Source organism: Reyranella sp., assembly GCF_965228225.1.
In the GTDB taxonomy this organism is placed as follows: domain Bacteria; phylum Pseudomonadota; class Alphaproteobacteria; order Reyranellales; family Reyranellaceae; genus Reyranella.
Genome location: NZ_OZ245801.1, coordinates 3,109,127 through 3,133,931, shown reverse-complemented (window position 1 = coordinate 3,133,931; position 24,805 = coordinate 3,109,127). Strand labels below are relative to the sequence as shown.

Genomic DNA, 24,805 nt, shown 5'->3' with positions numbered 1-24,805 from the left:
ATCGTGCATCATCCCGTCTATGTGTTTCGCCACGGCGAGACCGTCTGGAACGCCGAGAAGCGGGCGCAGGGCTTTCTCGACTCGCCGCTGACCGAGACGGGACGGGCGCAGGCGCGCGCCATGGGGCGCGCGCTGGCGCATGAGCTGCGCCAGGCCGGTCACGCGCCTGCGGATGTCGTGGTTCGGGCGAGCCCGCTCGGCCGCGTCCGTGAGACGTTGGCCCTCGCCGCAGAAGAGGCCGGCCTCGCGCATCACGAAGGGTCGTTCGACGATCGCCTGCGCGAGATGAGCTGGGGCGAATGGGACGGGCTGACCGGCCCGGAGATCGAGGCGCGCTGGCCGGGCGCCATGGCGGCGCGGCGGCTCGATCGCTGGACCTACGAGCCGCCGGGCGGCGAGAACTACATCGCGGCGTCCGCGCGTGCCCGGGCGGCGCTGGACGATATCGCGGCGCTCGCGATGGAGCGTCCGGTCGCCGTGTTCGCCCACGGCGGCATCGGGCGGGTGCTGCGCGGCCTGTTCCTGCGCGTGCCCGAGGCCGAGATCCTCGACATGGACCAGCCGCAGGATGCCTTCTATCGGCTGCACCGCGACACGGCGGCGCGCATCGTCTCGCATGGCGCGGACTAGATGGCGTTCCTCGAACTGGAGGCGCTCACCAAGTCGTTCGGCGCGCACAACGCCGTCGACGGCCTGACCCTGGGCGTGGAGAAGGGCGAGTTCGTGGCGCTGCTCGGCCCCTCGGGCTGCGGCAAGACCACGACCTTGCAGATGATCGCCGGTTTCGTCGAGCCGACCTCCGGGGCGATCCGGCTGGCCGGCAAGGACCTGCTGGCGATCAAGCCGGCGAAGCGCGGGCTCGGCATGGTCTTCCAGAGCTACGCGCTGTTTCCCCACATGACCGTGGCGGAGAACGTGGGCTTTGGTCTGGAGATGCAGGGCGTCGCCGCGGCCGAGCGGAAGACGCGGGTGGGCGAGACGCTGGAACTGGTCGGGCTCGGCGCCTTCACGACGCGCTTTCCGCGCCAGATGTCGGGCGGCCAGCAGCAGCGCGTGGCGTTGGCGCGGGCGCTGGTGATCCGCCCGCAGATCCTGCTGCTCGACGAGCCGCTCTCCAACCTCGACGCCAAGCTGCGCGAGGGCATGCAGATCGAGCTGCGCCAGATCCAGCGCACGGTCGGGACGACGACCATCCTGGTGACCCACGACCAGGCCGAGGCGATGGCGCTGTCGGATCGCATCGTGGTGATGAACCAGGGCAGGGCCGAGCAGATCGGCCCGCCGCACGAGGCCTATGAGCGGCCGGCCACGCCCTTCGTCGCCAACTTCCTCGGCAAGACCAACCTGGTGAACGGCGCCACCGTGCGGCCCGAGCGCATCTCCTTCGCGGCCTCCGGCCTCGCCGGGACGGTGCGCACGCGCATCTTCCAGGGCAATCACTGGCTCTATCAGGTCGACACCGCCTCCGGCCTCGTCACGGTGATCCGCCAGAACACCGGCGAGGCGATGCCGGGTGAGGGCGACGCCGTGCAGCTCGCCTGGGACGGCCGCGCGTGAAGGCCGCGCCCTATCTCCTCTGCCTGCCGGCGCTGGTCCTGTTCGCCGGCGTCGTGATCGTGCCACTGGCCATGACGGTGCTGCTCTCGTTCCATGACTGGGGCCAGTACAAGGGCATCGAGCCGGTCTTCATCCTGAAGAACTGGCAGGAAGTGCTGGGCGATTCGTACTTCCACGAGATGTTCGCCCGCACCTTCCGCATCGCCTTCTTCGTGACCCTGCTGGCGGCCGTGTTCGGCGCGCCGGAGGCCTATATCCTGAACCGCATGCGCAGCCCGTGGCGCGGGATTTTCCTGCTGGTGATCCTGGGCCCGCTGCTGATCTCGGTGGTCGCGCGTACCTTGGGCTGGGCGCTGCTGTTCGGCGGCAATTCGGGGCTCGTGAACAAGGCGTTGATGGGCATGGGCCTGATCTCGGCGCCGCTGCCCTTCATGTTCACCGAAACCGGCATCGTGGTCGCGCTGGCCCACGTGCTGATGCCCTACATGGTGTTGGCCGTGTGGGCCTCGCTGCAGCGGCTCGATCCGCAGATCGAGAACGCGGCGGTGGCGCTGGGGGCGGGACCCTTCACCGTGCTGCGCCGGATCGTGCTGCCGCAGGTGATGCCGGGCATCCTGTCCGGCGCAGTGATCGTCTTCGCCCTGGCCGCCAGCGCCTTCGCCACCCCGGCCATCATCGGCGGCCGTCGCCTGAAGGTCGCCTCGACGCTGGCCTACGACGAGTTCCTGAACACGCTCAACTGGCCGCTCGGCGCCGCCGTCGCGGTGCTGCTGCTGCTGGCGCTCATCGCGATCGTGTGGAGCGCCAACCGGCTGGTCGAGCGCCGCTACGCGCAGGTCTTCGCATGAGCCGCAACGGGCCGTGGGCGCTCGCCTACCACGCGCTGTTCGTGGCCTTCATGCTGGCACCCATCCTGGTCGTCTGCTTCGTGGCCTTCACGCCCGAAGGCTACCTGTCGTTTCCCACCGACCGCTGGTCGCTGCGCTGGTTCTACGCCATCGCGCAGTATCCGGAGTTCATCTCGGCCTTCTGGCGCAGCCTGTGGCTGGGCGCGATCTCCTCGGCGATCGCGGTGGGAATCTCCGTGCCCGCGGCGCTGGCCATCGCGCGCTACCGCTTTCCCGGCCGCGAAGCGGTCACGGCGCTGTTCATGTCGCCGCTGATGATCCCGCATCTCGTGCTCGGCATCGCCTTCCTGCGCTTCTTCACCCAGATCGGCCTGGGCGGCACCTTCACCGGGCTGGTCCTGTCGCACATCGTGGTGGTGATACCGTTCGCGCTGCGCCTGACGCTCGCCTCGGCAGTCGGGCTCGACCGCTCGATCGAACACGCCGCCGTATCGCTCGGCGCGACCGAGAGCGTGGTCCTGCGGCGGATCACCCTGCCGCTGGTGCTGCCGGGGCTGGTCAGCGGCTGGGCGCTGGCTTTCATCAATTCGTTCGACGAGGTGACGATGACGGTGTTCATCGCGGCGCCGGGCACGGAGACGCTGCCGGTCCGCATGTTCCTCTACATCCAGGACAATATCGATCCGCTGGTGACCTCGGTGTCGGCCTGCGTGATCGCCATCACCGTCCTGGCGCTGCTGGTGCTCGATCGCGCTTTCGGACTGGAACGCCTGCTCATTGGAAGGAGCGCCGGGAATGGCCGCTGAAGCAAGGGCCGGTGATGAATTCGACGTCGCGGTGGTGGGGGGCGGGCTGGTCGGCGTCGCCACGGCCTGGGGCCTGTCGCGCGAGGGCTGTCGCGTCGTGATCCTCGACGAGGGCGACCGCGCGGTGCGGGCGAGCCGCGGCAACTTCGCGCTGGTCTGGGTCCAGAGCAAGGGGCTCGGTCTCGCCCCCTATGCCGGCTGGACGATCCGCTCGTCCAACGCCTGGCGCGGCTTCTCCGATCTCCTGAAGCAGGAGACCGGCCTCGACGTGTCGTTTCAGCGGCCGGGCGGTTTCCATCTCTGCCTGTCGGAGAAGGAGCTGGAGGCGCGCGCCAACGTGCTGAAGCGCCTGCACAACCAGCCCGGCATCGTCGACTACAAGACCCAGATCCTCACCCACGATCAGGTGAAGGCGATGCTGCCCGACATCGGGCCCGAGGTCGTGGGCGGCAGCTTCTGCGAACTCGACGGCCATGTGAACTCGCTGCGCCTGTTCCGCACCCTGCATGCCGCCCTCAACGCGCGCGGCGTCACCTATCGGCCGAGCCACAGGGTCGAAAACATCGTTCGTGAAGGCGGTGAGTTCCGGCTCACGACGACGCAAGGCGAGGTCCGCGCCGCCAAGGTGGCGCTGGCGGCGGGAAACGCCAACATGCGCCTGGCGCCGATGGTCGGCCTCGACTGTCCGATGAAGCCGGAGCGCGGGCAGATCGTCGTCACCGAACGGCTGCGGCCCTTCCTCAACCATCCCGTCGTCACCCTGCGCCAGACCGACGAGGGCACGGTGATGATCGGCGATTCCAAGGAAGAGAGCGTCGATCCGAGCGGGCTCACGATCGGCGTCAGCGCCACCGAGGCCGAACGCGCGGTGCGCCAGTTCCCGCTGCTGGCCAACGTCAATGTCGTGCGCACCTGGAGCGCCATCCGCGTCATGACCCAGGACGGCTTCCCGATCTACGACGAGTCGAAGACCCATCCGGGCGCCTTCACCGTCTGCTGTCATTCCGGCGTGACCCTGGCCGCCAACCATGCGCTCACCATCGCGCCGATGATCGCCCGTGGTGCGCTAGACGCCTCGCTTGTCGCCCCGTTCAGTGCCCGGAGGTTCCATGTTCAAGAGGCTGGCTGAGAGCGGCCCCGCCGTCGTCCTCACCGTCGACGGCAAGAAGGTGAGCGCCCGGGCAGGCGACACCGTCGCCGCCGCGCTGCTGGCGGCCGGCATCGACCATTGCCGCACCACGCCCGTGACGGGGGCGCCGCGCGCGCCCTATTGCCTGATGGGCGTGTGCTTCGACTGCCTCGTCACGGTCGACGGCGTCGGCAGCCGCCAGGGCTGCCTGATCCCGGTGCGCGAGGGCATGAAGGTCGAAACCCAGCTCGGCCGCCGGGAGGCCGGACGATGATTGCGGCGGCGGACCTCGCATCCTCCTACGAACTCGTCGTCATCGGCGGCGGGCCGGCCGGTCTCGCGGCCGCCGCGCTGGCCGCGCGGGCGGGCGTCTCGACCGTGCTGTTCGACGAGAATCCCGGCGTCGGCGGCCAGATCTATCGTGCCATCACCTCGACGCCCGTGACCGACCGAACGATCCTGGGCGAGGATTACTGGGACGGCGCCGCGCTGGCCGAAGAGGCGAAGGCGAGCGGGGCGCTGATCGTCAGCGGCGCCACCGTGTGGAGCCTCGACCGGCAACGCCTCGTCGGCGTGTCGATCGGCGGCAAGGCGCGCGTGATCGAGGCCGGCAGAGTCATCATCGCCACGGGATCGCAGGAGCGGCCGTTCCCGATTCCCGGCTGGACCCTGCCGGGCGTCATGACCGCCGGGGCCGCCCAGACCGCGCTGAAGGCGCAAGGCCTCGTGGTCGGCGGGCGCACGGTGCTGGCTGGCGGCGGGCCGCTGCTGTGGCTGCTGGCGGCGCAGACCTTGCGGGCGGGCGGTACGATCGACGCCATCCTCGACACCACACCGCGGCGCAACTGGTTGCAGGCGGCGGTCCATCTGCCCGACTTCGCGCTCTCGCCTTACTTCGCCAAGGGGCTGGCGCTGTTGCGCGAGGTCCGGGCCAAGGTGCCGGTGCATCGCGTCGATACGATAGAGGCCGTGGGCACCGACCGGGTGCGCGAGGTCGTCTTCTCCGGGGCCGGCGGCACGCGGCGCCTGCCCGTCGACCTGCTGCTGCTGCATCAGGGCGTGGTGCCCAACGTAAATCTCGCCAATGCGGCGGGCGTGGCGCATGTCTGGAACGACCGCCAGCTCTGTTTCGTGCCGGTGCTCGACGCCGATTTCGGCAGCTCGGTGCCGGGCATCGCCGTGGCCGGCGACGGGGCGGGCATTGCAGGCGGCACCGCCGCCGCAGAACGCGGCCGCATCGCTGCCATCGCCGCGGTGCGCGCGCTGAAGCCCGAGGCCGCCGTGCCGGACACGCAGGCGATCCGCCAGCGCCTGCAGCGCGAGGAGATGGGGCGGGCCTTCCTCGACTGGCTGAACCGGCCGGCCGATGCGTTCCGGATGCCCGTGGGCGACACGATCGCCTGCCGCTGCGAGGAGGTGACCGCCCAGCAGGTGCGCGAGACGGCCCAGATGGGCTGCGAGGGTCCGAACCAGATGAAGGCCTTCCTGCGCTGCGGCATGGGCCCCTGCCAGGGCCGGCTGTGCGGTCTCACCGTCACCGAGCTGATCGCGGCCGAGCGCAAGACCAGTCCGGACGAGGTCGGCTACTACCGCCTGCGCCCGCCGGTGAAGCCGATCACCCTGGCCGAGCTCGCCTCGCTGCCGATCAGCGAGGCCGAACGCAAGGCCGTGGAGCGCTAGCATGGTCCGCACGGCCGATGTGGTGGTCATCGGCGGCGGCATCCACGGCTGCTCGACGGCGCTGCATCTGGCGCTGCGTGGCCTGAAGCCGATCCTGATCGAGAAGGACTATGCCGGCCGCCATGCCTCGGGCGTGAATGCCGGCGGCGTTCGCCAACTGGCGCGCGACCTGCACGAGATCCCGCTGTCGATCTCGTCGATGGACCTCTGGGAGCGCATCGAGGAGCTGGTCGGCGACGATTGCGGCTTCGGCGCGCACGGCACCGTGCTGGTGGCCGAGAGCGAGGCCGAACTGGCGGGCTTCCGCGAGCGGGTCGACGACCTCAACCTGCGCGGCTTCGCGCATGAAGAGCTGATCGATGCCGCCGAGCTGCGGCGCCTCGTGCCGGCCGTATCCGACCGCTGCCCCGGCGGCGTCGTCTCGCGCCGCGACGGGGCTGCCGATCCGTTCCGTACGACCCAGGCCTTTCGCCGCCGCGCCGTCGAGAAGGGGGCCGAGGTGATCGAGGGCGTGACCGTAATCGGCCTCACGCGACGCGGCGCCAACTGGCGGGTCGAGACGTCGCAAGGTGATTTCGAGGCGCCGAAGATCGTGAACGCCGCCGGGGCCTGGGCCGACCGCATCGCCGCGATGCTGGGCGAACCCGTGCCGCTGGCCGTCGTGGCGCCGATGCTGATGGTCACCAGCCGGCTGCCGGCCTTCATCAAACCCGTGGTCATACTTCGCGGTCGCAAGCTTTCCTTCAAGCAGCTCGACAACGGCACCGTGGTGATCGGCGGCGGCCATCTCTCGACGCCCTATCGCGACAGCAACGAGACGGTGCTCGATTGGGAGAAGCTCGCGATCAGCGCGCGGACGGTGTGGGAGCTGTTCCCGGCCATGCACGAGGCCACGATCGTGCGCGCCTGGGCCGGCATCGAGGCCTATATGCCGGACGGCATCCCTGTGGTCGGGAAGAGCTCGACTTCGGAAGGCGTCTTCCACCAGTTCGGCTTCTCGACCCACGGCTTCCAGCTCGGCCCGGGAACGGGCGCGGTGATGGCGGAACTGGTGGCGACTGGCTCGACAAACACGCCGATCGACGGGCTGGGCATCGACCGGTTTGGCGTCAAGTAAGAGCAAGGGTCCCTCGCTTGCGCTCGGGATGACAATAGTGCCGGTCGTCATGTTGTGCGCTGGCGCACTGCTGTCATCACACCAAAATTGTCATCCCGAGCGTCAGCGAGGGACCTTTAGTTCATCGGCCGCCAGTCGTACCCGAGCCTTGGAAAGTGCACCGCGACCTGGCCCACCTCGTCGTTCTCGTGCAGCAGCGCGATCTCGTCGGCGTCGATGAAATGCACCTCGCCCTCGATCCAGTCCCGGGCATTGTCGGCGGCCCGCACGCGGGCGCGCTGGCCGGGCAGGGGATCGCCTTCCTGCGGGTCAGAGGCGCGCGGACTCGCCGGCGTCGCGGCGCAGGCTTCCGCCAGGGCCTCGTCGGCGTCGATGTTCGTTCGGTGCCCGTGGCCGATCGCTGCCATGCGGTCGCGCCAGGCGAGCAGGCGCGGATAGGGAGCCAAGACTTCGCGGCAGTCGATGTGGCGGCCGCGGAAGAACCAGACGACGTGATAGGTGGCGAAGTCGGCGATGCAGGGCTGATCGCCCAGCAAGTAAGGCCGGCCGTCCGCCAGCATGTCGGCGATCCACTTCACCTGCGGCCGCACGAGCTGGAGATTGCGATAAGCGGCCTTGCGCACCGCCTCGATCGACGGGATCGGCAGGCCGTGCAGTTTGGCGCGATCGGCGTGCAGCCCTTCGGGCATGTGGTCGGCGTTGATGCCCGACACGTACAGCGCGGTCGGCCGCATGAACTGCTGCTCGGCCCACCAGGCGATGGCGTCGGCCGTGCCCGACGTGTTCGGCGGATAGAAGGTCGGCTGCGGCACGCGCCGCTCCAGCTCGCGGGCGATCAGCTTGGTGTCGCACCAGACGTCGGCGCCATCCTGCAGCACGGGTGTGCGGCGATAGCCGCCGGTCAGCGGCGTGAGCTTGGGCTTGGGGTCGATCGGCGGGATCTCGACGGCCCGCCAGGCCAGGCTCTTGAAACCCATCATCAGGCGGCCCTTCTCGGCGAAATTCGAGAAGTCGTACTGGTGGAGGATCAGGGATGTCGGGAGAGGACTCACGCCGCCTTCAGGACGCCGTCGTCCGCCTCGAGGGGAAGGGGATTCCAGTTGCGCGACACGACCCAGTCCGGCCGCGGGTTGTCGCCGAGCTGCGGCCTGTTGGCCACCGTGTTGCAGGAAACGTAGATGTGCCAGCGGTCCTCGGCCGAGAGATTGTGGCCGGAGGCGTGCAGCACGTTGCAATGGAACAGCACGCAGGTGCCGGCACGGCCGGTGACGGCAACCGGCTCGGGCGAGCTCTTCAGGATCTCGATCATGCGCTGCCTGGGCATCGCCCAGAACTTGTAGGAGGTCGATTCGTCATAGACGGGTTCGATGCGGCCGAGCTTGTGGCTGCCGGGGATCAGGTAGAGGGCGCCGCCCATCTCGGTCGTGTCGGTCATCATCAGGTTGAAGGTCGCCATGTCGGGCCGCCGGCATCCGTCGCGCATCCACGAACCGTAATCCTGGTGCCACTGCCAGACCGTGCCCTCGATGGCGGGCTTGGTGTTGATCTTGGTGTGATAGACGTAGACGCCATCGTCCTTCAGCACCTGTTGCACCGGCCGCAGCAGGCGCGGCGTGCGGACCAGCGCATGGAAGGGCTTCGAACGGGTCGCGCCGTCGTCCTCGTGGACACGGAAGATGGTGCGGACTCCGCCGGTGTGTTCGCGCACGACCTCCTCGCTGTCGACGCCGGACAGCCGGGCGACCTCACGGCGCAGCACCGCGACTTCGCTGCGGTCGAACAGGTCGGGGAACACGAGGAAACCGTCGCGATCGAACTGCTCGATCTGCTGGTCCGTCAACTCCATGACGCAGCCTCCCTTGTTGCTCTTCGGCGTTTGGCCGACGCTAACCCAAGGGTCCCGCGCGGAGTAGGGCTTTGTGCGCCTCAGGCGGCGGTGACGATGGGCGCCGCCGTGCGGGCGAAGCGGGCGTTGCGATAGGCGGCGACGGTCACCGGTGGATATTTCGCCGGACGGTCCGCCGTGGCGCAGCCCGGCAGGCATTCGATCATCGCATCGTAGGCCGGTGCCACGAAGTAGGCGATGGACAGGCGCCGGGCGCCGCCGCCCGAGCGCGGGTTGGCCACGCGATGCAGGGTCGACCGGAAGCGGTCGTTCGACCAGCGCATCAGCAGGTCGCCGATATTGACGATGAACCCATCCTCGACCGGCGGCGCCTCGTGCCACTTGCCGTCGAGGTCGCGCACTTCGAGGCCGCCGTCGGCGGCTTCGTTCTTGAGGATCGTCAACATGCCGAGATCGGTATGCTCGCCGGCGCGCAGCTGCCCCGGCTGGGGGAGCTGGCGCTGGGCCGGGTAGTTGAGCGCCCGCAGCATGCTGCAATGGCGAGCGAGAGCGTTGGCGAACCAGTCCTCCGGCAGGCCGAGCGACAGGGCGAAGATGCGGCTGATCGTGTCCTGCAGGCCCTCCATCGCCGACCAGTAGCTGCGCCAGGCGGCTTCGAAACCGGGAACGTCCGAGGGCCAGAGGTTGGCGGCGTAGTTCGGGTAGGCGCCGGGTGCGTCGTGGTACCAGGGATCGTCCGCGGGCACGTCGAGGGGGCCGATGGCGAACACCTCCTTGTAGTCGGGCGGGGTCTCGTTGCCGGCCAGCCGCGCCAGGGTTTCCGTGCCCTCGGCGTGATAGGCGCGGTTCTGCTCGGGCCGGGGGCGCGCGACCGCCATTTTCTGGGACGCCGACCGGTCGAAGAAGTCGCGGGAGACCGCGCGCATCGCCTCGATCGTCTCGTCCGGCACCCGGTGTCCGACGATGGCGAAGAAGCCGATCGACTCGCAGGCGATACGAACCCGATCGGCGACCGCACGGCGGCCGGACGGGCCGCCGTCGAACCAGGGCCCGAGATCGACGATGGGAAAGGCAGGGCTTGTCATGCGGGACCTCGTCCGTTTCCCCGACGGGCAGCAAGCGGCATGCCAGCGGCGACGGTTGCGGACGCGGGGCGGAATGCGGCTCTGGCCGGACCAGCGAAAGCCGGTCAAAATGTTGCAAATGAATGGCAGCTGCCGACGGATCGAGGAGTGAGACGATGGACGGCGTGGTGAACATCGATGATCTGCGCAAGCTCGCGAAGAAGCGGCTACCCAAGATCGCCTACGACTTCATCGAGGGCGGCACCGACGACGAGGTCGGCCTCGTCACCAACGAGCAGGCCTTCCGCAAGGCCCGCATCGTGCCGCGCTATCTCGTCGACGTCTCGGTGCGCGACCAGTCCACCACCCTGTTCGGCCGCACCTATTCCAGTCCCATCGGCATCGCCCCCACGGGTCTCGCCGGCCTGTTCCGCCACGGCGCCGACCTGATGCTGGCCGAGGCGGCGCGCGACGCCAACGTGCCGTTCATCATGTCGGGCTCCAGCACCGGCTCGATCGAGGATCTCGGCAGGCTGGCGCCGGACCATGGCTGGTACCAGCTCTATTCCGCCAAGGACCAGGCCGTCTCGGAGGACATGATCAAGCGCTCGGCCGATGCCGGCCTGCGCACCCTGGTCTTCACCGTCGACGTGCCCGAGGGTTCCAACCGCGAGCGCAACACGCGCAACGGCTGGTCGCGGCCGCTCAAGCTCACCTGGAAGACAAAGTTCGAGGCGCTGCTGCATCCGGCCTGGATGATGCAGTGGTTCCGCCACGGCACGCCCTATTTCGACAACTGGGCAAAGTATGCCGGGCCCGATGCGACGGCCGACAAGGTGGCCGACATGGTCGCCTACCAGAACCGCGCGCCGATGACGTGGAAGCATGTCGAGCGCTTCCGCGAACTGTGGAAGGGCAATTTCGTGCTGAAGGGGATCATGCACCCCGACGACGCGATCCGCGCCCACTCGATGGGCGTCGACGGTGTCATGGTCTCCAACCACGGTGCCCGCCAGCTCGACCTGGCGCCGTCGCCGCTTGAGGTGCTGCCGGCGATCCGCGACGCGGTCGGCGACAAGATGACGGTGATGTTCGACGGCGGCGTCCGCCGCGGCCTCGATGCCATCATCGCTCTGTGCATGGGCGCCAAGTTCGTGTTCGTGGGCCGGCCGACGCTCTACGGCGTGACGGCCGGCGGCGTGGCGGGGGCGGCCAAGGCGCTGGAGATCTTCCGGCGCGAGGTCGACATCAGCATGGCCCAGATCGGCGCCACCCGGATCGCCGATCTCGGCCCGCAGTTCATGATGTGGCAGGACGAGGAGGATCTGCGCCGCAACCGGCGCTGATCGGCCTATACTCAAGATCGGTTGCGCTTCGGCGCGAGGTCGCGCTTTCTCGCCAGACCGGGTTTCGTTCTGGTGAGGGAGTCCAGATGCTGTCTGCTTTCGCTCTATCGTCGCCGGTCCTGGCCGGTGCCCTCGCCAGCCTGTGCGCGGGCCTGGCGACCGCCCTTGGCGCGCTGCCGATCCTGTTCATCCGCAAGCTCTCCGAGCAGGCGCAGGACGTCATGCTGGGCTTCGCCGCCGGCGTGATGCTGGCGGCCTCTTTCTTCTCGCTCATCATTCCCGGCATCGACGTGGCGCAGGAGCAGGGTGCCACCAAGCTGGGCGCGGTCCTCCTGGTGATCGCCGGCATCCTGTTCGGCGCTGCCAGCCTGTGGCTGGTCCATCGCTACCTGCCGCACGAGCATTTCATCATGGGACGGCAGGGACCCGACGCGCCGCGCTTCCGGCGCATCTGGCTGTTCGTCATCGCCATCACCCTGCACAACTTCCCCGAGGGGCTGGCGGTCGGCGTGGGCTTCGGCGGCGACGATCCCGGCAAGGCCATCGCGCTGGCGATCGGCATCGGCCTGCAGAACATGCCGGAAGGGCTGGCTGTCGCCGTCGCGCTGCTCAGCCTGAACTACGGCCGGGGACAGGCCTTCTTCGTGGCACTGCTGACGGGACTGGTCGAGCCGATCGGCGGCCTGCTGGGCGCCGGCGCCGTCACCGTGGCGCAGTCGCTGCTGCCCTGGGGGCTGGCCTATGCCGGCGGCGCGATGATCTTCGTCATCAGCGACGAGATCATCCCCGAAACCCACCGCCGCGGCTTCGAGAACCACGGCACCGTGGGTCTGATGATCGGCCTGGTGGTGATGATGTTTTTAGACGTCATGCTGGGCTGAGAGTGCCGACGTCAGGCAGGAGGCCCTCGGGAATCATGTCTGGCCGATAGCGTCGTGGGAAATTGCGACGGAGGAGGGCGCGGTCTTCGGCAAGCAAGAAAAAGAAGAGCCAAGCCTCGAGCCGAAGGGAGGGCGCGGGACCGCCGAAGAAAAGCCAAGCGAGGAAACGAAAGCAACTCAAGCCGGCACGAAATCGAGTGCGGCGTCTCGTCGGCCCCAACCGGTCGTGGAGAAGCTCGACGAAAGCGCGGTATGCACCGTCCTTTGCGTTCTCGTTGGTCAGCGTGATGCGCTTGCCACCGGAGAATTTCAGTTCGCAGCAGAAGACAGTCGGGCCATCGTAAACCAGCGAGATGATGCCCTTCCCCCGATGGGCACAAAAAAGCCAGACCTCTGAGATCTGGCTGAAAGGCAGGGCGGCCGAGCGGCCGCCCTCGTTTGTGAAGCACAGTCCGTCGGCGGTGATCTCGATATCGACATCACCGCCCGGAGCGTTGCGCAGGAACGGGTAGCGCAGAGGCTACCTGCCCGTCCTTACTGCACGACCTCGAACAGGCCGGCGGCACCCATGCCGCCGCCGATGCACATGGTCACGACGACGTTCTTGGCCTTGCGGCGACGGCCCTCGATCAGGGCGTGGCCGGTGCAGCGCGCGCCGGTCATGCCGAACGGATGGCCGATCGAGATCGAGCCGCCGTTGACGTTCAGCTTCTCGTTGGGGATGCCGAGCTTGTCGCGGCAGTACAGGACCTGCACCGCGAAGGCCTCGTTCAGCTCCCAGAGGTCGATGTCGTCCATCTTGAGGCCGAAGCGCTTCAGCAGCTTCGGGATCGCGTAGACCGGGCCGATGCCCATTTCGTCCGGCTCGCAGCCGGCGACGACCAGGCCCTTGTAGATGCCGAGCGGCGTCAGGCCGCGCTTGGCGGCTTCGGCATCGCTCATGATGACCGCGGCCGAGGCGCCGTCGGAGAGCTGGCTGGCGTTGCCGGCGGTGATCCACTTGTCGGGACCGGCGACCGGCTGCAGCTTGGCCAGGCCCTCGAGCGTCGTCTCGGGGCGATTGCCCTCGTCCTTGGTGAGCTTGACCGTCTTGCGGGTGGTCTCGTTGGTGTTCTTGTCGGTGACCAGCATCGTGGTCTCCATCGGCACGATCTCATCATCGAACTTGCCGGCCTGCTGACCCGCCGCGGTGCGCAGCTGGCTCTGCAGCGAGTACTCGTCCTGGGCCTCGCGGCTGATGCCGTAGCGCGCGGCGACCGTGTCGGCCGTCGTGATCATGGCGTGGTAGATGCCCGGCACGTGCTCCTGCACCCACGGGTTCACCAAGCGGTTCTTGTTGCCGCCCGGGGGGCCCTGGACCAGCGAAACGGACTCGAGGCCGCCGGCGATCATCACCGGCACCTTGTCGACCAGCACGCGCTGGGCGGCCATCGAGATGGTCTGCAGGCCCGACGAGCAGAAGCGGTTGACGGTCACGCCCGAGACGCTGACCGGGGCGCCGGCGCGCATGGCCGAGACGCGGGCCACGTTGGAGCCCGTGGTGCCTTCCGGCGCGGCGCAGCCCAGGATCACGTCCTCGACTTCGGCCAGGTCGACCTTGGCGCGCTCGGCGGCGTGCTTGATCACGTGCGCGCCCATGTCGGCGCCGTGCGTGTCGTTGAAGATGCCGCGGAATGCCTTGCCGATCGGCGTGCGGGCGGTGGAGACGATTACTGCATCAGCCATTTGAGCTTCCTTCCAGATAGAACCTTGGTGTCGCTTTCCCCCTCCGCCCTTCGGGCACCTCCCCCGTCAGACGGGGGAGGCAGGGAGGGGGTGAGCCACAGTCGTTGAATCAGACGCTAGAGAACTTCTTGCCTTCCTGCACCAGCTTCTTGAGCAAGGGTGCCGGTTCCCAGAACGGGTCGCCGGAGAGGTCGCGATACTTCACCAGCGCGTCGTGGATGGTCTTGAGACCGACGACGTTGTCGGCCCACCACATCGGGCCGCCGCGATAGACCGGCCAGCCGTAGCCGTTGACCCAGATCACGTCGATGTCGAGCGAGCGCTGGGCCATGCCTTCCTCGAGGATCTTGGCGCCCTCGTTGACCATCGGATAGAGCGCGCGCTCCAGGATCTCCTGGTCGGAGATGGCGCGGCGCGTGATGCCGAGCTTCTTCGAGGTCTCCTCGATGATCTTCTCGACCTCGGGATCGGGGATCGGCGTGCGGTCGGGCAGATTGTACTTGTAGTAGCCCGCGCCGGTCTTCTGGCCGAAGCGGCCGAGCTCGCAGATCGCGTCGGCGACGTAGCCGGTGTAGCGCACGTTGCGCTTTTCCTTCTCCTTCTTGCCCTGGCGGATGCGCCAGCCCACGTCGTTACCGGCGAGGTCGCTCATGGCGAAGGGGCCCATCGGGAAGCCGTAGTCGTAGACAACCTTGTCGATCTGCTGGGGAAGGGCGCCTTCCTCCATCATGTAGGCCGACTGGATGCCCCTCATGCGAAGCATCCGATTTCCGACGAAGCCCTCGCAGACGCCGACCAGGACCGGGATCTTGCCGATCTTCTTGGAGAACGACATCACCGTGGCGATGACGTCCTTCTCGGTCGCCTTGCCGCGCACGTTCTCCAGCAGCTTCATGACATTGGCCGGCGAGAAGAAGTGCATACCGATCACGTCGCCGGGCCGCTTGGTGTAGGAGGCGATCTGGTTGACGTCGAGGCCGGAGGTGTTGGTGGCCAGGATGGCGCCCGGCTTGGCGACTTCGTCGAGCTTCGTGAAGACGGTCTCCTTGACCTCCATCGTCTCGAACACCGCCTCGATGATGACGTCGGCGTCCTTGAGATCGTTGTAGTCGAGCGTCGGGGTGATCAGCGCCATGCGCTTCTCGACATCCTCGGCCTTCATGCCGCCGCGCTTGGCGGTGTTCTCGTAGTTGGTGCGGATGGTCTTGAGGCCGCGATCGAGCGCTTCCTGGCTGGTCTCGAGCATCGTGACCGGAACGCCCGCGTTGGCGAAGTTCATGGCGATGCCGCCGCCCATCGTGCCGGCGCCGATGATGCCGCCGGTCTTGATCTCACGCTGCGGCGTGTCGGCCGGCACGTCCTTGACCTTGGCGGCCTCGCGCTCGGCGAAGAAGTAGTACCGCTGCGCCGCCGATTCCTGCGACGTCAGCAGTTCCGTGAACAGCTCGCGCTCGCGCTTCATGCCCTCGTCGAACGGCAGCTCGACCGCGGCCTGCACGCACTTGATGATGTTCCACGGCGCCTTGAAGCCGCGCGCCTTGCGGGCGATCGACTTCTCGGTCTCGGCGAACAGCTCCGGCGATTCCAGGGTGACGGTGAGATCGCGGACGCGGCGCAGCGGCGCCTTCTGCGCCAGCAGCATCTCGGTGTGGGCGATCGCGCCCTTCAGCAGATCGCCCTCGACGATGGCATCGACGATGCCCTTGCTCTTGGCTTCGGCGGCCGGGATGTGCCGGCCCGACAGGATGGCGTCGAGCGCGTACTTGGCGCCGGTCAGGCGCGGCAGGCGCTGGGTGCCGCCGGCGCCGGGCAGCAGGCCGAGATGCACTTCGGGCAAGCCCATGCGGGTGGTCGGCAGCGCGACGCGATAATGCGCGCCCAGCGCCGTCTCGAGGCCGCCGCCCAGCGGCGTGCCGTGCAGCGCCGCCACGATCAGCTTGGGCGAGTTCTCCATCGTCGCGATGACGTCGTTCAGGTTCGGGCCCGACGGCGGCTTACCGAATTCGCGAATGTCGGCGCCGGCGATGAAGGTGCGGCCGCCGCCGATCAGCACGATGGCATCGACGTTCGAATCACGGCCGAACGCCTCGACGCCGTCCTTGATGCCGGCGCGCACCGCCGCGGCCAGCGCATTCACCGGCGGATTGTTGATGGTGAGGATTCCGATGCGCCCCTCTGTGGAGCGTATGACAGCGTCGGACATGGACGTTCTTCCCTGAATTGAGACCCGTAACGGACGGGTGGTCTTAGCAAGCTCTGGCTGCCCCGCCCAGCGGCCTTGCGTTTCGCCGTGCGGAGATAGGTGCAATTACACAGCCTAGTTCCTGACAAAGTCAGCCGCTATGCATCGCTCCCTAAAAACGAAACTGGGAGGCTATGAAAAAATGACCAAAGCAACCACCACCCGTCGCGGCCTGCTGCGGGCCGGTGCCGGCGCCAGCCTGATCGTCGCCGCGCCGTCGATCGTGCGTGCGCAAGGTGCCGCATGGCCCAACAAGCCGATCACCATCGTCGTCAACTTTCCCGCGGGCGGCCTCACCGACGGCATCGCCCGCGCCTTCGGCCAGTCCGTCAGCCAGGCCACCGGCCAGCAGGTCATCGTCGACAACAAGCCCGGCGCCAGCGGCAACATCGGGGCCGCGCAGGTGGCCCGTGCGCCGGCGGACGGCTACACGTTCCTGCACTCGGTCTCGAGCACGCTCATCCAGAACCGGGTGATGTTCAAGACGCTGGGCTTCGATCCCGACAAGGACTTCACGATCGTGTCCGGGACGTCCTCGGGCGTGCTGCCCGTCGTCGTGCACAAGTCGCTGCCGGCCGAGGTCAAGGATCTCAAGTCGTTCATCGCATATGCCAAGACCAACAAGGTGAACTTCGGCTCGTGGGCGCTGGGCTCCTCGGCGCACATCTTCGCTCAGACGCTGAACGAGAAGTACGGGCTCACGATGGAGATCGTGACCTACAAGGGCGAGGCGCCGATGTGGCAGGACATGGGCGCGGGCCAGCTGCAGGCCGCCATGGGCAGCCCGCAGGCGATGAACGCGCTCATCGTCAAGGGCGACGTCCGTGGCATTGCCGCGCCGTCGAAGGTGCGTGCGCGCGCGCTTCCCGACGTGCCGACCTCGCAGGAGCAGGGCTTCACCGACGATGCCTTCACCGTGTCGGGCTGGCTGGCGCTGGCGGCGCCGGCCGCGACGCCGAAGGACGTCGTGAAGCGGATGTCCGACCTCTGGGTCGCGGCGGCCGATTCCGAGCCCGGCAAGAAGATGATGGACAGCTTCGCCCTCGTGGAAAAGCCGATGCCCCACGAGGAAGTCATGATCGACTATGAGCGTCTGAAGAAGACGCTCATCCCGCGCATCGTCGCGCTGGGTATCCAGCCGGTCTAGAGTCTTTCCGTTTTACATTCACCCACCACCTCATCCTGAGGAGCCGTGCACAGCACGGCGTCTCGAAGGATGGGCAACCGATGGGGTGCGCGTGCCCACCCTTCGAGACGCTCACTGCGTTCGCTCCTCAGGGTGAGGTCAGTGTTGAGATGCTCGGCTCGATTCTATCTCGTCCGGAAACGCTCTAGCGATCAGAAAGCTTTCCTCCCCCGTCAAACGCTATCGGATTCACACATCTCATAGTCCGAGGGAGGCGCCATATTTGATGGCGCGGAACTGATCGAGGCCGATGCGCATGACCTTCGGCCCTGGCTTGCCGTAGTAGCCGGTCCATCCTCCGAGCCTGGCGATGACCCAGGCTGCGAAGGCGAGGCTGGCTTTGGGGTGGGGATTGCGCTGTCGCTGGGTCTTGCCTTCGAGCCTGGCCGATACGGCTTCGAGGATAGGCTGATCCTGTGGCTCGAAGGCATCGCCAAGGCGTTGATCGGTCGTGCCGTCGCGGGCCTGCACGAGTTGCTTGATGGTGACGGCGGCGATGGCGGCGGCGGCCGTCAGGTTGATCATGGCCTGCGGCTCGCCGATATCGGCCGCCTCGATGTCGAAGCCTGCGGTCTTGAGCGTGCGGAAGAACTCCTCGATCGTCCAGCGCTGGCGATACAGATCGACGATCCTTCGCGCCTGAGGGCCGGTCGCGACAGGATGCGTCGTCAGCAATCGCCAGTGGATCGGCTGGCCGGCCGCTGGCGCCGAGGTCTCGCGCACGTCGACCAGGGTCAGGTCGAGCGTCTCGGGCAAGGTCGGATCGGCCCCATGCAGGGGCCGGCGCAAGGTCACCGGCGCGAAGCGCAGGGCAAGCTCGGTGTCACGCTCGGGCCGACCGGGCGCTGCCGGAATGGTCGCGGCGAAGCGGCCCTGCTCGGGTTGTCCGTCGATGAAGTCGAAGAGCAAGCCTTCAGCCTCTTGGGCCGATGTCTCGATGCGCCGGTTCTGGCAGGCCCGCACGATCAGCTCGACGTTCGCGGGACGGCGCGCGAACAGCTCGTAGAAGTCGCTCTCGCGGTCCGACACCGCCGTGATGCTGCGCGCCTGCGACAGCGCCGCACCGGCCTGACGAGCCCCGTCGATCCAGCGCTGCGATTCCTTGGCCTTCGTCTCGCGCTGGCGACGCGGCGCCCGCACCCCTTCAGCCCGGTTCCACACCTGCATCGACACCACGCCCAGCAAGGCCCCGCTGCCGGCTTCCACCGCCAGCACCGGGTGAAGCAGCAATCCCCGCGCTGCGCCGCCCTTGCCGACGATCCCGTAGCCGGCGGCCGCCGCACGGCGACCGCCCAGCGCCAGTTCGCTGGTATCCTGGATGGCCACAACATCCCGGCCCGCCGCCCGACCTCCCGTCAGAGTGCCGGCGTGCTGTGACATCTCCTCCACCGTCACCGACCGGTTACGCAGCAGACGCGTGAACTGCATCTCCCGCGCCCGTGTTCCGCCGAGCCGTCGGATGCACGACCCGGGCTGCAGCACCAGCGCCGCATGCAGCAAGGCCCCCCTTTTTGCAGCCGGCGGTCGCCGAAACCACCAAGACCGTACTCGATCCCCGACATCGAACTCTCCATCCGCTGTGCCTCGGACAGAGAATCCAATCGCCTCACACCGCGCAACTAAGATGTGTGAATGCGATAGCCCGTCAAACGGGGGAGGTGAAAAACGAGGGCCCTCAGACCGAGACGCGCTTCAGCGTCTCGTCGAACCAGCGCGCGAGGCCGGTCATGCGGGCGTCCTCGTGCTTCTGGCCCATGAGCTGCAGGCCGACCGGCATGCCGCCGACGCTCATCAGCGGCACCGTGACCACGGGCGCGAACAGCATCGAGCTGGGCGCATTGAACACGAAGTCGCCGGTCGGGCGCGGTGCCAGCGGCTGGCCCGGCACGTCGCCCGACCACAGTGGCGCGGGGCCGGGGCAGGCGAGCGTGATTGCCGCATCGGCGAGCGGCGCCAGGGTCGCGTGCAGGCGCTGGGCGGTCTCGCGCGCCAGAAGCGCCATGCGATAGTCGTCGAGTGACATCGCCTCGGCCTTGGCCAGCGTCGCCTTGCTGCGCTCGCTCACGCCGGCGGGATTGTTGTCGACGATGCCGCGCTGGCCCCAGCGGTTCTCCCAGCCCGTGACGCCGCCGCAGACGGCCCGGCCGTTGGCGATCGACTTCTCCAGTGCCTCGACCCAGGGATGGTCCTTGCGGAAGACCAGCTCGACGCCCGCGTCGCGCAGCTGCCTCAGCACGCCGTCGAAGGCGGCCTTGGTCGCGTCGTCCAGCTCCACCCAGCCCTCGGTCTCCAGCACGACGAGGCGGTTGGGCTTCACGGCGGCGGGCAGGGTCGAGGGGCCCATCAGGCCGACCTCGCCGCGATCGCCGCCGACGCGCCGGGCGATCTCGATCGCGACCTGCCACATGTCCTGCAGCGAATTGGCGTGCGGCCCGTGCGTGCTCTGGCTGGTGGCCTGGCGCTCGCCGCGGTTGATGCCGCCCTGCGTCGGCTTCAGCGCGAAATTCCCGCAATAGGCGGCGGGGCGGATGATCGAGCCGCCGACCTGGGTGCCGATGGCGGCCGGCACCATGTTGGCGCCCACCGCGGCGGCCGAACCGGAGGAGGAGCCGCCCGGCGTGCGCGTCGCATCGAACGGGTTGGTCGTGGCGCCGGGATGCGAGCCGCCGAGCTCGGCCGTCACCGCCTTGGCGAGGATCACGGCGCCGGCCTGTCGCAGCGCCCAGACGGCGGCATTGTCGCGCTTGGGGAAGTTGCCCTTGAAAGCCTCGCAGCCCATCTGCGTGGGCATGTCCTTCGTCTCGAGCAGGTCCTTGATGGCGAGCGGCATGCCGTCGATCGACGAGAGCGGCTTGCCGGCCTTCCAGCGCGCGGTGCTGGCGTCGGCCGCCTCGCGGGCGCCCGCTTCGTTGATGGCGGTGAAGGCCTTCACCACCGGCTCGCGGGCCGCCACCGTCTCGAGGCAGCGCTCGAGATAGGCGCGGGGCGAATCGCTGCCGTCGGCGAAGCGCTTGGTGGCGTCGTGGAAGGTAAGCGGCTTGAAACTACTGTACGCGGTCATCGTCGGTCGGTCCCTTGTTGAAGGACCAACCCTAACACGATGGATCAGCGGACCCGATAGCGCTCGATCGCGTCGGGATCGAAGGTGAAGCCGAGGCCGGGACGGTCCGGGACGGCGATATGGCCGTCCTCGACCGCGATGGGCTCGCGGTAGAGCTTCGAGGTCCAGGGCATGTATTCCAGCCAGGTCGCGTTGGCGAAAGCGCCGAGCAGGCCGATGCTCTGCTGCGTGAAGAGATGGTTGGAGATGGCGATGTCGTGCGCCGCCGCGAGATGCGCCACCTTCACGAATTCGCTGACGCCGCCGACGCGGGCGAGGTCGGCCATCCAGATGTCGGCCGCGCCATGCGCCAGCATCTCGCGGAACCCGTAGCGCGTCGCCTCGGTCTCGCCGCTGGCGATCGGCGTGTCGAGCGCCGCCGCGACCCGGGCCGAGCCGCGATGGTCGTAGGGCGCGACCGGCTCCTCGAACCAGGTGAGGTCGAACTCCTCGAGCCGGCGGCCGAGCCGGATCGCGTGATCGGCGGTGAAGCCGCGGCTGGCATCGCACATCAGCGACACGCGAGGGCCGATCGCCTTGCGCACGGCCGCGACCCTCTCGACGTCTTCTTCGACATGCGCCTTGCCGACCCGCATCTTCACGCCGCTGAACCCTTCGGCGACATAGCCGGCGGCTTCCGTCGCCAGCTCGTCGGGCGTGGCCGACAGCCAGAGGCCGGCACTGGAATAGACGGGGATACGATCGCGTGCAGCCCCCAGAATATGGGTGACCGACTGGCCCAGAACCTTGCCCTTGGCGTCCCAGAGCGCGGTGTCGACGCCGGCGAGTCCGAAGATCGTCACGCCCTTGTGGCCGAGGAAATAGAGTTCGCGCCACATCCTCTCCCAGAATCGCTCGGCGTAGCGGATGTCTTCGCCAAGCAGCGCGGGCTTCAGGCTGTCGACCATCGCGCGCAGCACTTCGATGCGCCGTCCGCCCAGGGTGAACAGGAAACTCTCGCCGGTGACGCCGATATCGGTGTCGACGAAGATCAAGACGGCGCCAATGCGGTCGTTGCTCACGCCGCTCGAGTTGCGGGTGGGGCGGTCGAGCGGCACCTCGACGAGGATTGTCCTGAGATCGGTGACGCGCATGCCTGTCTCTCTCCCGTTGGATCACCACAGTCGACATCGGTTCCGTCACGATAGTGTGTGAGGGACGCGATGAACCGGCTTTGGAATACGGGCGTACCACACAACGACAAGGCTGCAAGAGATGCCGCCCTGTCGGGCCGACGGCGAGCGCGCCGGCGTCGGCCTCACTGCTCGATGTACCCCAATCCGACTGGAGAGAAATCATGCTCAAGCGTCACACGCTTATCGCAGCCGCCGCCCTGTCCCTGGTCGCCGTCGCGCCGGCCTTTGCCCAGACGACCGCGCCGGCGGCCGCCTCGACCCCGGCAAATCCCATGGTCGGCGGCGCCCCGATGTATGCGAACAAGAACATCGTCGAGAATGCGGCGAACTCGAAGGACCATACGACCCTCGTGGCCGCGGTGAAGGCCGCCGGCCTCGTCGAGACGCTGCAGGGTACAGGCCCGTTCACCGTGTTCGCGCCGACGAACGCGGCCTTCGCGAAGCTGCCGCCGGGCACGGTCGAGATGCTCGTCAAGCCCGAGAACAAGGCCAAGCTGACGAAGATCCTGACCTGCCATGTCGTGGCGGCCAATGCGATGTCGCCGGCGATCGCCAAGATGATCGCGGACGACAAGGGCACGCATCCGGTCAAGACGGTCGGCGGCTGCGTCCTGCAGGCGAAGATGATGGGCGACAAGATCACGCTCACCGACGAGAACGGCAACGTCGCGACGGTGACGATCGCCGACGTGAAGCAGTCGAACGGCGTCATCCACGTGATCGACACGGTTCTCCTGCCGAAGGGCTGATCTCCCTTCCTTCGATGCGGAGCGGCGGGGTCTTTTCCCCGCCGCTTCCGTTTGCGCTAGGGTGGCCCGCATCCATTGGCCGGAGCGCTCGTTGTCCGGCGCATCAGGTGTTTTCAGGGGCAGTCCATGACCAGCAGCCGACCGCGCATCGAGGGGTTCGCGATCATTTCCAGCGAAGGCATGATCGCCGCGTCGGATGGGTCATTCCCCGAGAACCTCAAGATTCCGGCCGATCAGAAATTCTATCAGGACTCGGTCGACCGGGCGGCCGCGGTCGCCAACGGCCGACACTCCGCCGAAGGCGGGCCGAAGGAAGCGGCACGCCGGCGCATCGTGCTCACCCGCCGGGTCGAGCGCGTGGTGCCCGATCCCGACAATCCCAACGCGATCCTCTGGAACCCCGCCTCGGCGCCGTTCGAGGAGGCGTGGATGAAGCTCAATCTCGCGGACGGAACTTTGGCCGTGGTCGGCGGCACCGACGTGTTCGGCCTGTTTCTCAACATCGGCTACGACGTCTTCTTCCTGACCAGAACCGATGCGAGCGTACCCCGCGGTCGGCCGGTCTTTCCGGGCGTCGGCAACACCGCAACGCCGGAGGAAGTGCTGGCCAAGCACGGTATGGTCCTGCGCGACACCCGCATGCTCGACCCCGCGACCAACACGCGGCTCGAGGCGTGGGTGCCCAAGGGCTAGAACTCGACCACCAGCCCGTCATGCGCGGCTTCGAGCGCGATCTCCGAACCGCGGCCTAAAAGCTCGGCGCTCATGTGGGTGACGATGGTGCGCCGGGCGCCGATCCGGGGCAGGTGATCGACCAGGGTCTTGTAGTCGATGTGGTACTTCATCACCTTGTCGAAGAAATAGGCCTCGCAGATGAAGAGGTCGGCGTCGCGGGCGGCCGGGATCAGTTCCTCGACCCATTCGGTGTCGCCCGAATAGGCGAGCACCTTGTCCTCGGTCTCGATCCGCAGGGCGTAGGAGGGCGCGCCGCTATAGTGCTTCATGAGGTAGGGCGTGACGGCGAGGCCGTTCATCTCGATCCGCTCGTGAAGTTCGAGTTCACGGATCTCCAGTTCGAACTTGCGCTGGACCTGGGTCGAACCCGCGAACATCGTCTCCATCAGAGTCATCAGCCGGTCGCGAAAGCCGGGAGGTCCGGCCAGCAGGAGCGGGGCGGTGCGCCGGCTGACCAGCTGCGCATCGAGCAGGAAGAAGGGCAGGCCGGCGAAGTGGTCGCCGTGCAGGTGACTCACCAGCACGGTCGAGATCGCATTGGGCTCGACCTCCCACTTGCGGATGGCGACCATGGATGAGGCGCCGCAATCCACCAGCAGGTTGCCGTGCCGGGCGCGCTCGACATGGAAGCAGGTGTTGAACCGCCCGCCGCTGCCGAAGGCATCGCCGGATCCGAGGAACTGCAGACGCATCTTCTAGGGGGCCTGCTCCAGGCTGGAGACGATGTTGGTGAGTGTGGTGCGACGCATGTCGCGCACTTCGGTCGAATCGAAGCGGCGGGCGCGGTGCATCGTGGCCCGGTTGTCCCACATCACCAGATCGAACGGGCGCCAGACATGGGCATAGACGAACGGGCGCTGGGTGGCATGCTCGGTGAGGTCGCGCAGGAAGGCGCGTGCCTCGGGCATCGGCCAGCCCTCGATGCCGCCGGCATGACTGGCGAGATAGAGCGACAGGCGGCCGGAGCCCGGATGGCGGCGCACCAGGCGCTGGCGCACCGGTGCCCACTTCGCGCGCTCGGCCTCGGTGAACTCCTCGAAGCCCAGCATGCCGCGCGAATAGATCTGGCTGTGCAGGCAGATCAGGTCCTGGATCTCGCGCTTGGTCGCCTCGTCGAGCGCATCGTAGGCCGCGCGCATGTCGGCAAACTCGGTGTTGCCGCCGGCCGACGGGATGGTGCGGGCCGAGAGGAGCGAATAGAGCGCCGGCACATCCTTGAACGAGCTGTCGGAATGCCAGAGCTGGTTGCCCAGGCTGAACAGGCGGCGGCGGTCGTCGCGCGCCAGCACATTGCCGTTGCGATCGAGGTTCGAGATGTCGTTGAGGTCCATGCTCATGCGCCGTTCCTCCGGCGGCATGATGTCTCCCGTCGCCTGTTCGAGCGGACCCAGCTGGCGGCTGAAGGCGAGCTGACTCTCGTCGTCGAGCTTCTGGTCGCGAAACACCAGCACGGCGTACCGGTTCATGCCTTCGTGGATGAAAGCAACTTCCTCGTCGCTGAGGCGATGCGTGAGGTCGATGCCTGACACCTCGCCGGCGAAGAACGGGCGGTTCTGCGGATCGATCGGGCGAATGTCTTTGCTCATGGTGGGAAGAGGCTAGCGCGCTCAGGCACGGCCGGCGAGGCGCATGGACTGAATTTTGCTATCCTGGCCCGC

23 protein-coding genes are annotated in these 24,805 nt (G+C 67.8%); 13 read left to right on the top strand and 10 right to left on the bottom strand.

All coding sequences use genetic code 11. The annotated features are described in order from the left end of the window. The first annotated feature begins 3 nt into the window (after positions 1 to 3). Genes ACO07K_RS15150 through ACO07K_RS15115 form a run of 8 tightly spaced genes read left to right on the top strand, consistent with a single transcriptional unit; the run spans position 4 to position 7,137 of the window. Positions 4 to 630: a histidine phosphatase family protein gene (locus tag ACO07K_RS15150; protein ID WP_422029166.1), complete on the top strand. Its 627-nt coding sequence runs from the start codon at positions 4 to 6 to the stop codon at positions 628 to 630. Further along, positions 631 to 1,557 (top strand): ABC transporter ATP-binding protein, encoded by a 927-nt coding sequence (locus tag ACO07K_RS15145; protein ID WP_422029164.1) that lies wholly within the window; start codon positions 631 to 633, stop codon positions 1,555 to 1,557. Further along, positions 1,554 to 2,405 carry an ABC transporter permease gene (locus ACO07K_RS15140; RefSeq protein ID WP_422029162.1) on the top strand — a complete coding sequence of 284 codons (852 nt, stop codon included), beginning with the start codon at positions 1,554 to 1,556 and terminating at the stop codon, positions 2,403 to 2,405. Before ACO07K_RS15145 ends, ACO07K_RS15140 begins: the two co-directional genes overlap by 4 nt. After that, positions 2,402 to 3,211 (top strand): ABC transporter permease, encoded by an 810-nt coding sequence (locus ACO07K_RS15135; RefSeq protein ID WP_422029160.1) that lies wholly within the window; start codon positions 2,402 to 2,404, stop codon positions 3,209 to 3,211. The genes ACO07K_RS15140 and ACO07K_RS15135 overlap by 4 nt, the downstream gene beginning before the upstream one ends. Next, positions 3,201 to 4,340, top strand: coding sequence for an NAD(P)/FAD-dependent oxidoreductase (locus ACO07K_RS15130; RefSeq protein ID WP_422029158.1), 1,140 nt, complete (start codon positions 3,201 to 3,203; stop codon positions 4,338 to 4,340). The genes ACO07K_RS15135 and ACO07K_RS15130 overlap by 11 nt, the downstream gene beginning before the upstream one ends. Further along, positions 4,321 to 4,614, top strand: coding sequence for a (2Fe-2S)-binding protein (locus tag ACO07K_RS15125; RefSeq protein ID WP_422029156.1), 294 nt, complete (start codon positions 4,321 to 4,323; stop codon positions 4,612 to 4,614). Before ACO07K_RS15130 ends, ACO07K_RS15125 begins: the two co-directional genes overlap by 20 nt. Next, on the top strand, positions 4,614 to 6,020 hold the full coding sequence (locus ACO07K_RS15120; RefSeq protein WP_422036660.1) for an NAD(P)/FAD-dependent oxidoreductase: 1,407 nt from the start codon (positions 4,614 to 4,616) through the stop codon (positions 6,018 to 6,020). The genes ACO07K_RS15125 and ACO07K_RS15120 overlap by 1 nt, the downstream gene beginning before the upstream one ends. A 1-nt stretch (position 6,021) precedes the next feature. Next, the gene (locus tag ACO07K_RS15115) at positions 6,022 to 7,137 is read left to right on the top strand and encodes an NAD(P)/FAD-dependent oxidoreductase (RefSeq protein ID WP_422029154.1); all 1,116 of its coding nucleotides are present in this window, start codon (positions 6,022 to 6,024) and stop codon (positions 7,135 to 7,137) included. A 116-nt stretch (positions 7,138 to 7,253) separates the two neighbouring features. Here the strand turns inward: ACO07K_RS15115 and ACO07K_RS15110 are convergent, their stop codons facing one another. The 3 genes from ACO07K_RS15110 to ACO07K_RS15100 all read right to left on the bottom strand — a co-directional run bounded on the left by ACO07K_RS15110 (position 7,254) and on the right by ACO07K_RS15100 (position 10,068). Next, entirely contained in the window at positions 7,254 to 8,189 is a 936-nt protein-coding gene (locus ACO07K_RS15110) for a glutathione S-transferase family protein (RefSeq protein WP_422029152.1), read from the bottom strand. After that, a complete protein-coding gene (locus ACO07K_RS15105; RefSeq protein WP_422029150.1) occupies positions 8,186 to 8,983 on the bottom strand; it encodes a phytanoyl-CoA dioxygenase family protein in 798 nt (265 codons plus the stop codon). Before ACO07K_RS15105 ends, ACO07K_RS15110 begins: the two co-directional genes overlap by 4 nt. Before the next feature lie 80 nt (positions 8,984 to 9,063). Continuing rightward, positions 9,064 to 10,068, bottom strand: a complete 1,005-nt coding sequence (locus tag ACO07K_RS15100) for an isopenicillin N synthase family dioxygenase (protein ID WP_422029148.1) — start codon at positions 10,066 to 10,068, stop codon at positions 9,064 to 9,066. Positions 10,069 to 10,223: 155 nt separating this feature from the next. Here ACO07K_RS15100 and ACO07K_RS15095 point away from each other — a divergent pair, with 155 nt between their 5' ends. After that, positions 10,224 to 11,393, top strand: coding sequence for an alpha-hydroxy acid oxidase (locus ACO07K_RS15095; RefSeq protein ID WP_422029146.1), 1,170 nt, complete (start codon positions 10,224 to 10,226; stop codon positions 11,391 to 11,393). A gap of 86 nt (positions 11,394 to 11,479) precedes the next feature. Then, on the top strand, positions 11,480 to 12,274 hold the full coding sequence (locus ACO07K_RS15090) for a ZIP family metal transporter (protein ID WP_422029144.1): 795 nt from the start codon (positions 11,480 to 11,482) through the stop codon (positions 12,272 to 12,274). A gap of 534 nt (positions 12,275 to 12,808) precedes the next feature. Here ACO07K_RS15090 and ACO07K_RS15085 read toward each other — a convergent pair. Continuing rightward, positions 12,809 to 13,999 (bottom strand): acetyl-CoA C-acyltransferase, encoded by a 1,191-nt coding sequence (locus ACO07K_RS15085; RefSeq protein ID WP_422029142.1) that lies wholly within the window; start codon positions 13,997 to 13,999, stop codon positions 12,809 to 12,811. A 109-nt stretch (positions 14,000 to 14,108) separates the two neighbouring features. Then, positions 14,109 to 16,202: a 3-hydroxyacyl-CoA dehydrogenase NAD-binding domain-containing protein gene (locus ACO07K_RS15080; protein ID WP_298314828.1), complete on the bottom strand. Its 2,094-nt coding sequence runs from the start codon at positions 16,200 to 16,202 to the stop codon at positions 14,109 to 14,111. A 181-nt stretch (positions 16,203 to 16,383) separates the two neighbouring features. Here ACO07K_RS15080 and ACO07K_RS15075 point away from each other — a divergent pair, with 181 nt between their 5' ends. Then, complete coding sequence (locus tag ACO07K_RS15075) at positions 16,384 to 17,388, top strand: Bug family tripartite tricarboxylate transporter substrate binding protein (protein ID WP_422029140.1); 1,005 nt, start codon at positions 16,384 to 16,386, stop codon at positions 17,386 to 17,388. Positions 17,389 to 17,625: 237 nt separating this feature from the next. On the opposite strand, the gene ACO07K_RS15070 is transcribed toward ACO07K_RS15075, so the two are convergent. From ACO07K_RS15070 to ACO07K_RS15060, 3 genes are all read right to left on the bottom strand, one after another. After that, entirely contained in the window at positions 17,626 to 18,855 is a 1,230-nt protein-coding gene (locus ACO07K_RS15070) for an IS4 family transposase (RefSeq protein ID WP_422029138.1), read from the bottom strand. Between the two features lie 247 nt (positions 18,856 to 19,102). Continuing rightward, positions 19,103 to 20,488: an amidase gene (locus ACO07K_RS15065; protein ID WP_422029136.1), complete on the bottom strand. Its 1,386-nt coding sequence runs from the start codon at positions 20,486 to 20,488 to the stop codon at positions 19,103 to 19,105. A 44-nt stretch (positions 20,489 to 20,532) separates the two neighbouring features. After that, a complete protein-coding gene (locus ACO07K_RS15060; RefSeq protein WP_422029134.1) occupies positions 20,533 to 21,621 on the bottom strand; it encodes a mandelate racemase/muconate lactonizing enzyme family protein in 1,089 nt (362 codons plus the stop codon). Between the two features lie 203 nt (positions 21,622 to 21,824). Between ACO07K_RS15060 and ACO07K_RS15055 the strand changes: the two genes are divergently transcribed. Together ACO07K_RS15055 and ACO07K_RS15050 are read left to right on the top strand one after the other, a co-directional pair. After that, entirely contained in the window at positions 21,825 to 22,412 is a 588-nt protein-coding gene (locus tag ACO07K_RS15055) for a fasciclin domain-containing protein (protein WP_422029132.1), read from the top strand. Between the two features lie 126 nt (positions 22,413 to 22,538). Further along, positions 22,539 to 23,105: a dihydrofolate reductase family protein gene (locus ACO07K_RS15050; RefSeq protein WP_422029130.1), complete on the top strand. Its 567-nt coding sequence runs from the start codon at positions 22,539 to 22,541 to the stop codon at positions 23,103 to 23,105. On the opposite strand, the gene ACO07K_RS15045 is transcribed toward ACO07K_RS15050, so the two are convergent. Together ACO07K_RS15045 and ACO07K_RS15040 are read right to left on the bottom strand one after the other, a co-directional pair. Further along, the gene (locus ACO07K_RS15045) at positions 23,102 to 23,839 is read right to left on the bottom strand and encodes an MBL fold metallo-hydrolase (protein WP_422029128.1); all 738 of its coding nucleotides are present in this window, start codon (positions 23,837 to 23,839) and stop codon (positions 23,102 to 23,104) included. The two genes, ACO07K_RS15050 and ACO07K_RS15045, sit on opposite strands and share 4 nt — an antisense overlap. 3 nt (positions 23,840 to 23,842) lie before the next feature. Next, complete coding sequence (locus ACO07K_RS15040; RefSeq protein ID WP_422029126.1) at positions 23,843 to 24,733, bottom strand: TauD/TfdA dioxygenase family protein; 891 nt, start codon at positions 24,731 to 24,733, stop codon at positions 23,843 to 23,845. Positions 24,734 to 24,805 lie beyond the last annotated feature (72 nt).

Coding starts and splice junctions, on each gene's coding strand:
- ACO07K_RS15075 (WP_422029140.1), top strand. CDS start 16,384: ATGACCAAAGCAACCACCACCCGTCGCGGCCTGCTGCGGGCCGGTGCC.
- ACO07K_RS15135 (WP_422029160.1), top strand. CDS start 2,402: ATGAGCCGCAACGGGCCGTGGGCGCTCGCCTACCACGCGCTGTTCGTG.
- ACO07K_RS15100 (WP_422029148.1), bottom strand. CDS start 10,068: ATGACAAGCCCTGCCTTTCCCATCGTCGATCTCGGGCCCTGGTTCGAC.
- ACO07K_RS15040 (WP_422029126.1), bottom strand. CDS start 24,733: ATGAGCAAAGACATTCGCCCGATCGATCCGCAGAACCGCCCGTTCTTC.
- ACO07K_RS15115 (WP_422029154.1), top strand. CDS start 6,022: ATGGTCCGCACGGCCGATGTGGTGGTCATCGGCGGCGGCATCCACGGC.
- ACO07K_RS15125 (WP_422029156.1), top strand. CDS start 4,321: ATGTTCAAGAGGCTGGCTGAGAGCGGCCCCGCCGTCGTCCTCACCGTC.
- ACO07K_RS15105 (WP_422029150.1), bottom strand. CDS start 8,983: ATGGAGTTGACGGACCAGCAGATCGAGCAGTTCGATCGCGACGGTTTC.
- ACO07K_RS15060 (WP_422029134.1), bottom strand. CDS start 21,621: ATGCGCGTCACCGATCTCAGGACAATCCTCGTCGAGGTGCCGCTCGAC.
- ACO07K_RS15085 (WP_422029142.1), bottom strand. CDS start 13,999: ATGGCTGATGCAGTAATCGTCTCCACCGCCCGCACGCCGATCGGCAAG.
- ACO07K_RS15050 (WP_422029130.1), top strand. CDS start 22,539: ATGACCAGCAGCCGACCGCGCATCGAGGGGTTCGCGATCATTTCCAGC.
- ACO07K_RS15090 (WP_422029144.1), top strand. CDS start 11,480: ATGCTGTCTGCTTTCGCTCTATCGTCGCCGGTCCTGGCCGGTGCCCTC.
- ACO07K_RS15130 (WP_422029158.1), top strand. CDS start 3,201: ATGGCCGCTGAAGCAAGGGCCGGTGATGAATTCGACGTCGCGGTGGTG.
- ACO07K_RS15065 (WP_422029136.1), bottom strand. CDS start 20,488: ATGACCGCGTACAGTAGTTTCAAGCCGCTTACCTTCCACGACGCCACC.
- ACO07K_RS15080 (WP_298314828.1), bottom strand. CDS start 16,202: ATGTCCGACGCTGTCATACGCTCCACAGAGGGGCGCATCGGAATCCTC.
- ACO07K_RS15045 (WP_422029128.1), bottom strand. CDS start 23,839: ATGCGTCTGCAGTTCCTCGGATCCGGCGATGCCTTCGGCAGCGGCGGG.
- ACO07K_RS15145 (WP_422029164.1), top strand. CDS start 631: ATGGCGTTCCTCGAACTGGAGGCGCTCACCAAGTCGTTCGGCGCGCAC.
- ACO07K_RS15095 (WP_422029146.1), top strand. CDS start 10,224: ATGGACGGCGTGGTGAACATCGATGATCTGCGCAAGCTCGCGAAGAAG.
- ACO07K_RS15070 (WP_422029138.1), bottom strand. CDS start 18,855: ATGCAGTTCACGCGTCTGCTGCGTAACCGGTCGGTGACGGTGGAGGAG.
- ACO07K_RS15055 (WP_422029132.1), top strand. CDS start 21,825: ATGCTCAAGCGTCACACGCTTATCGCAGCCGCCGCCCTGTCCCTGGTC.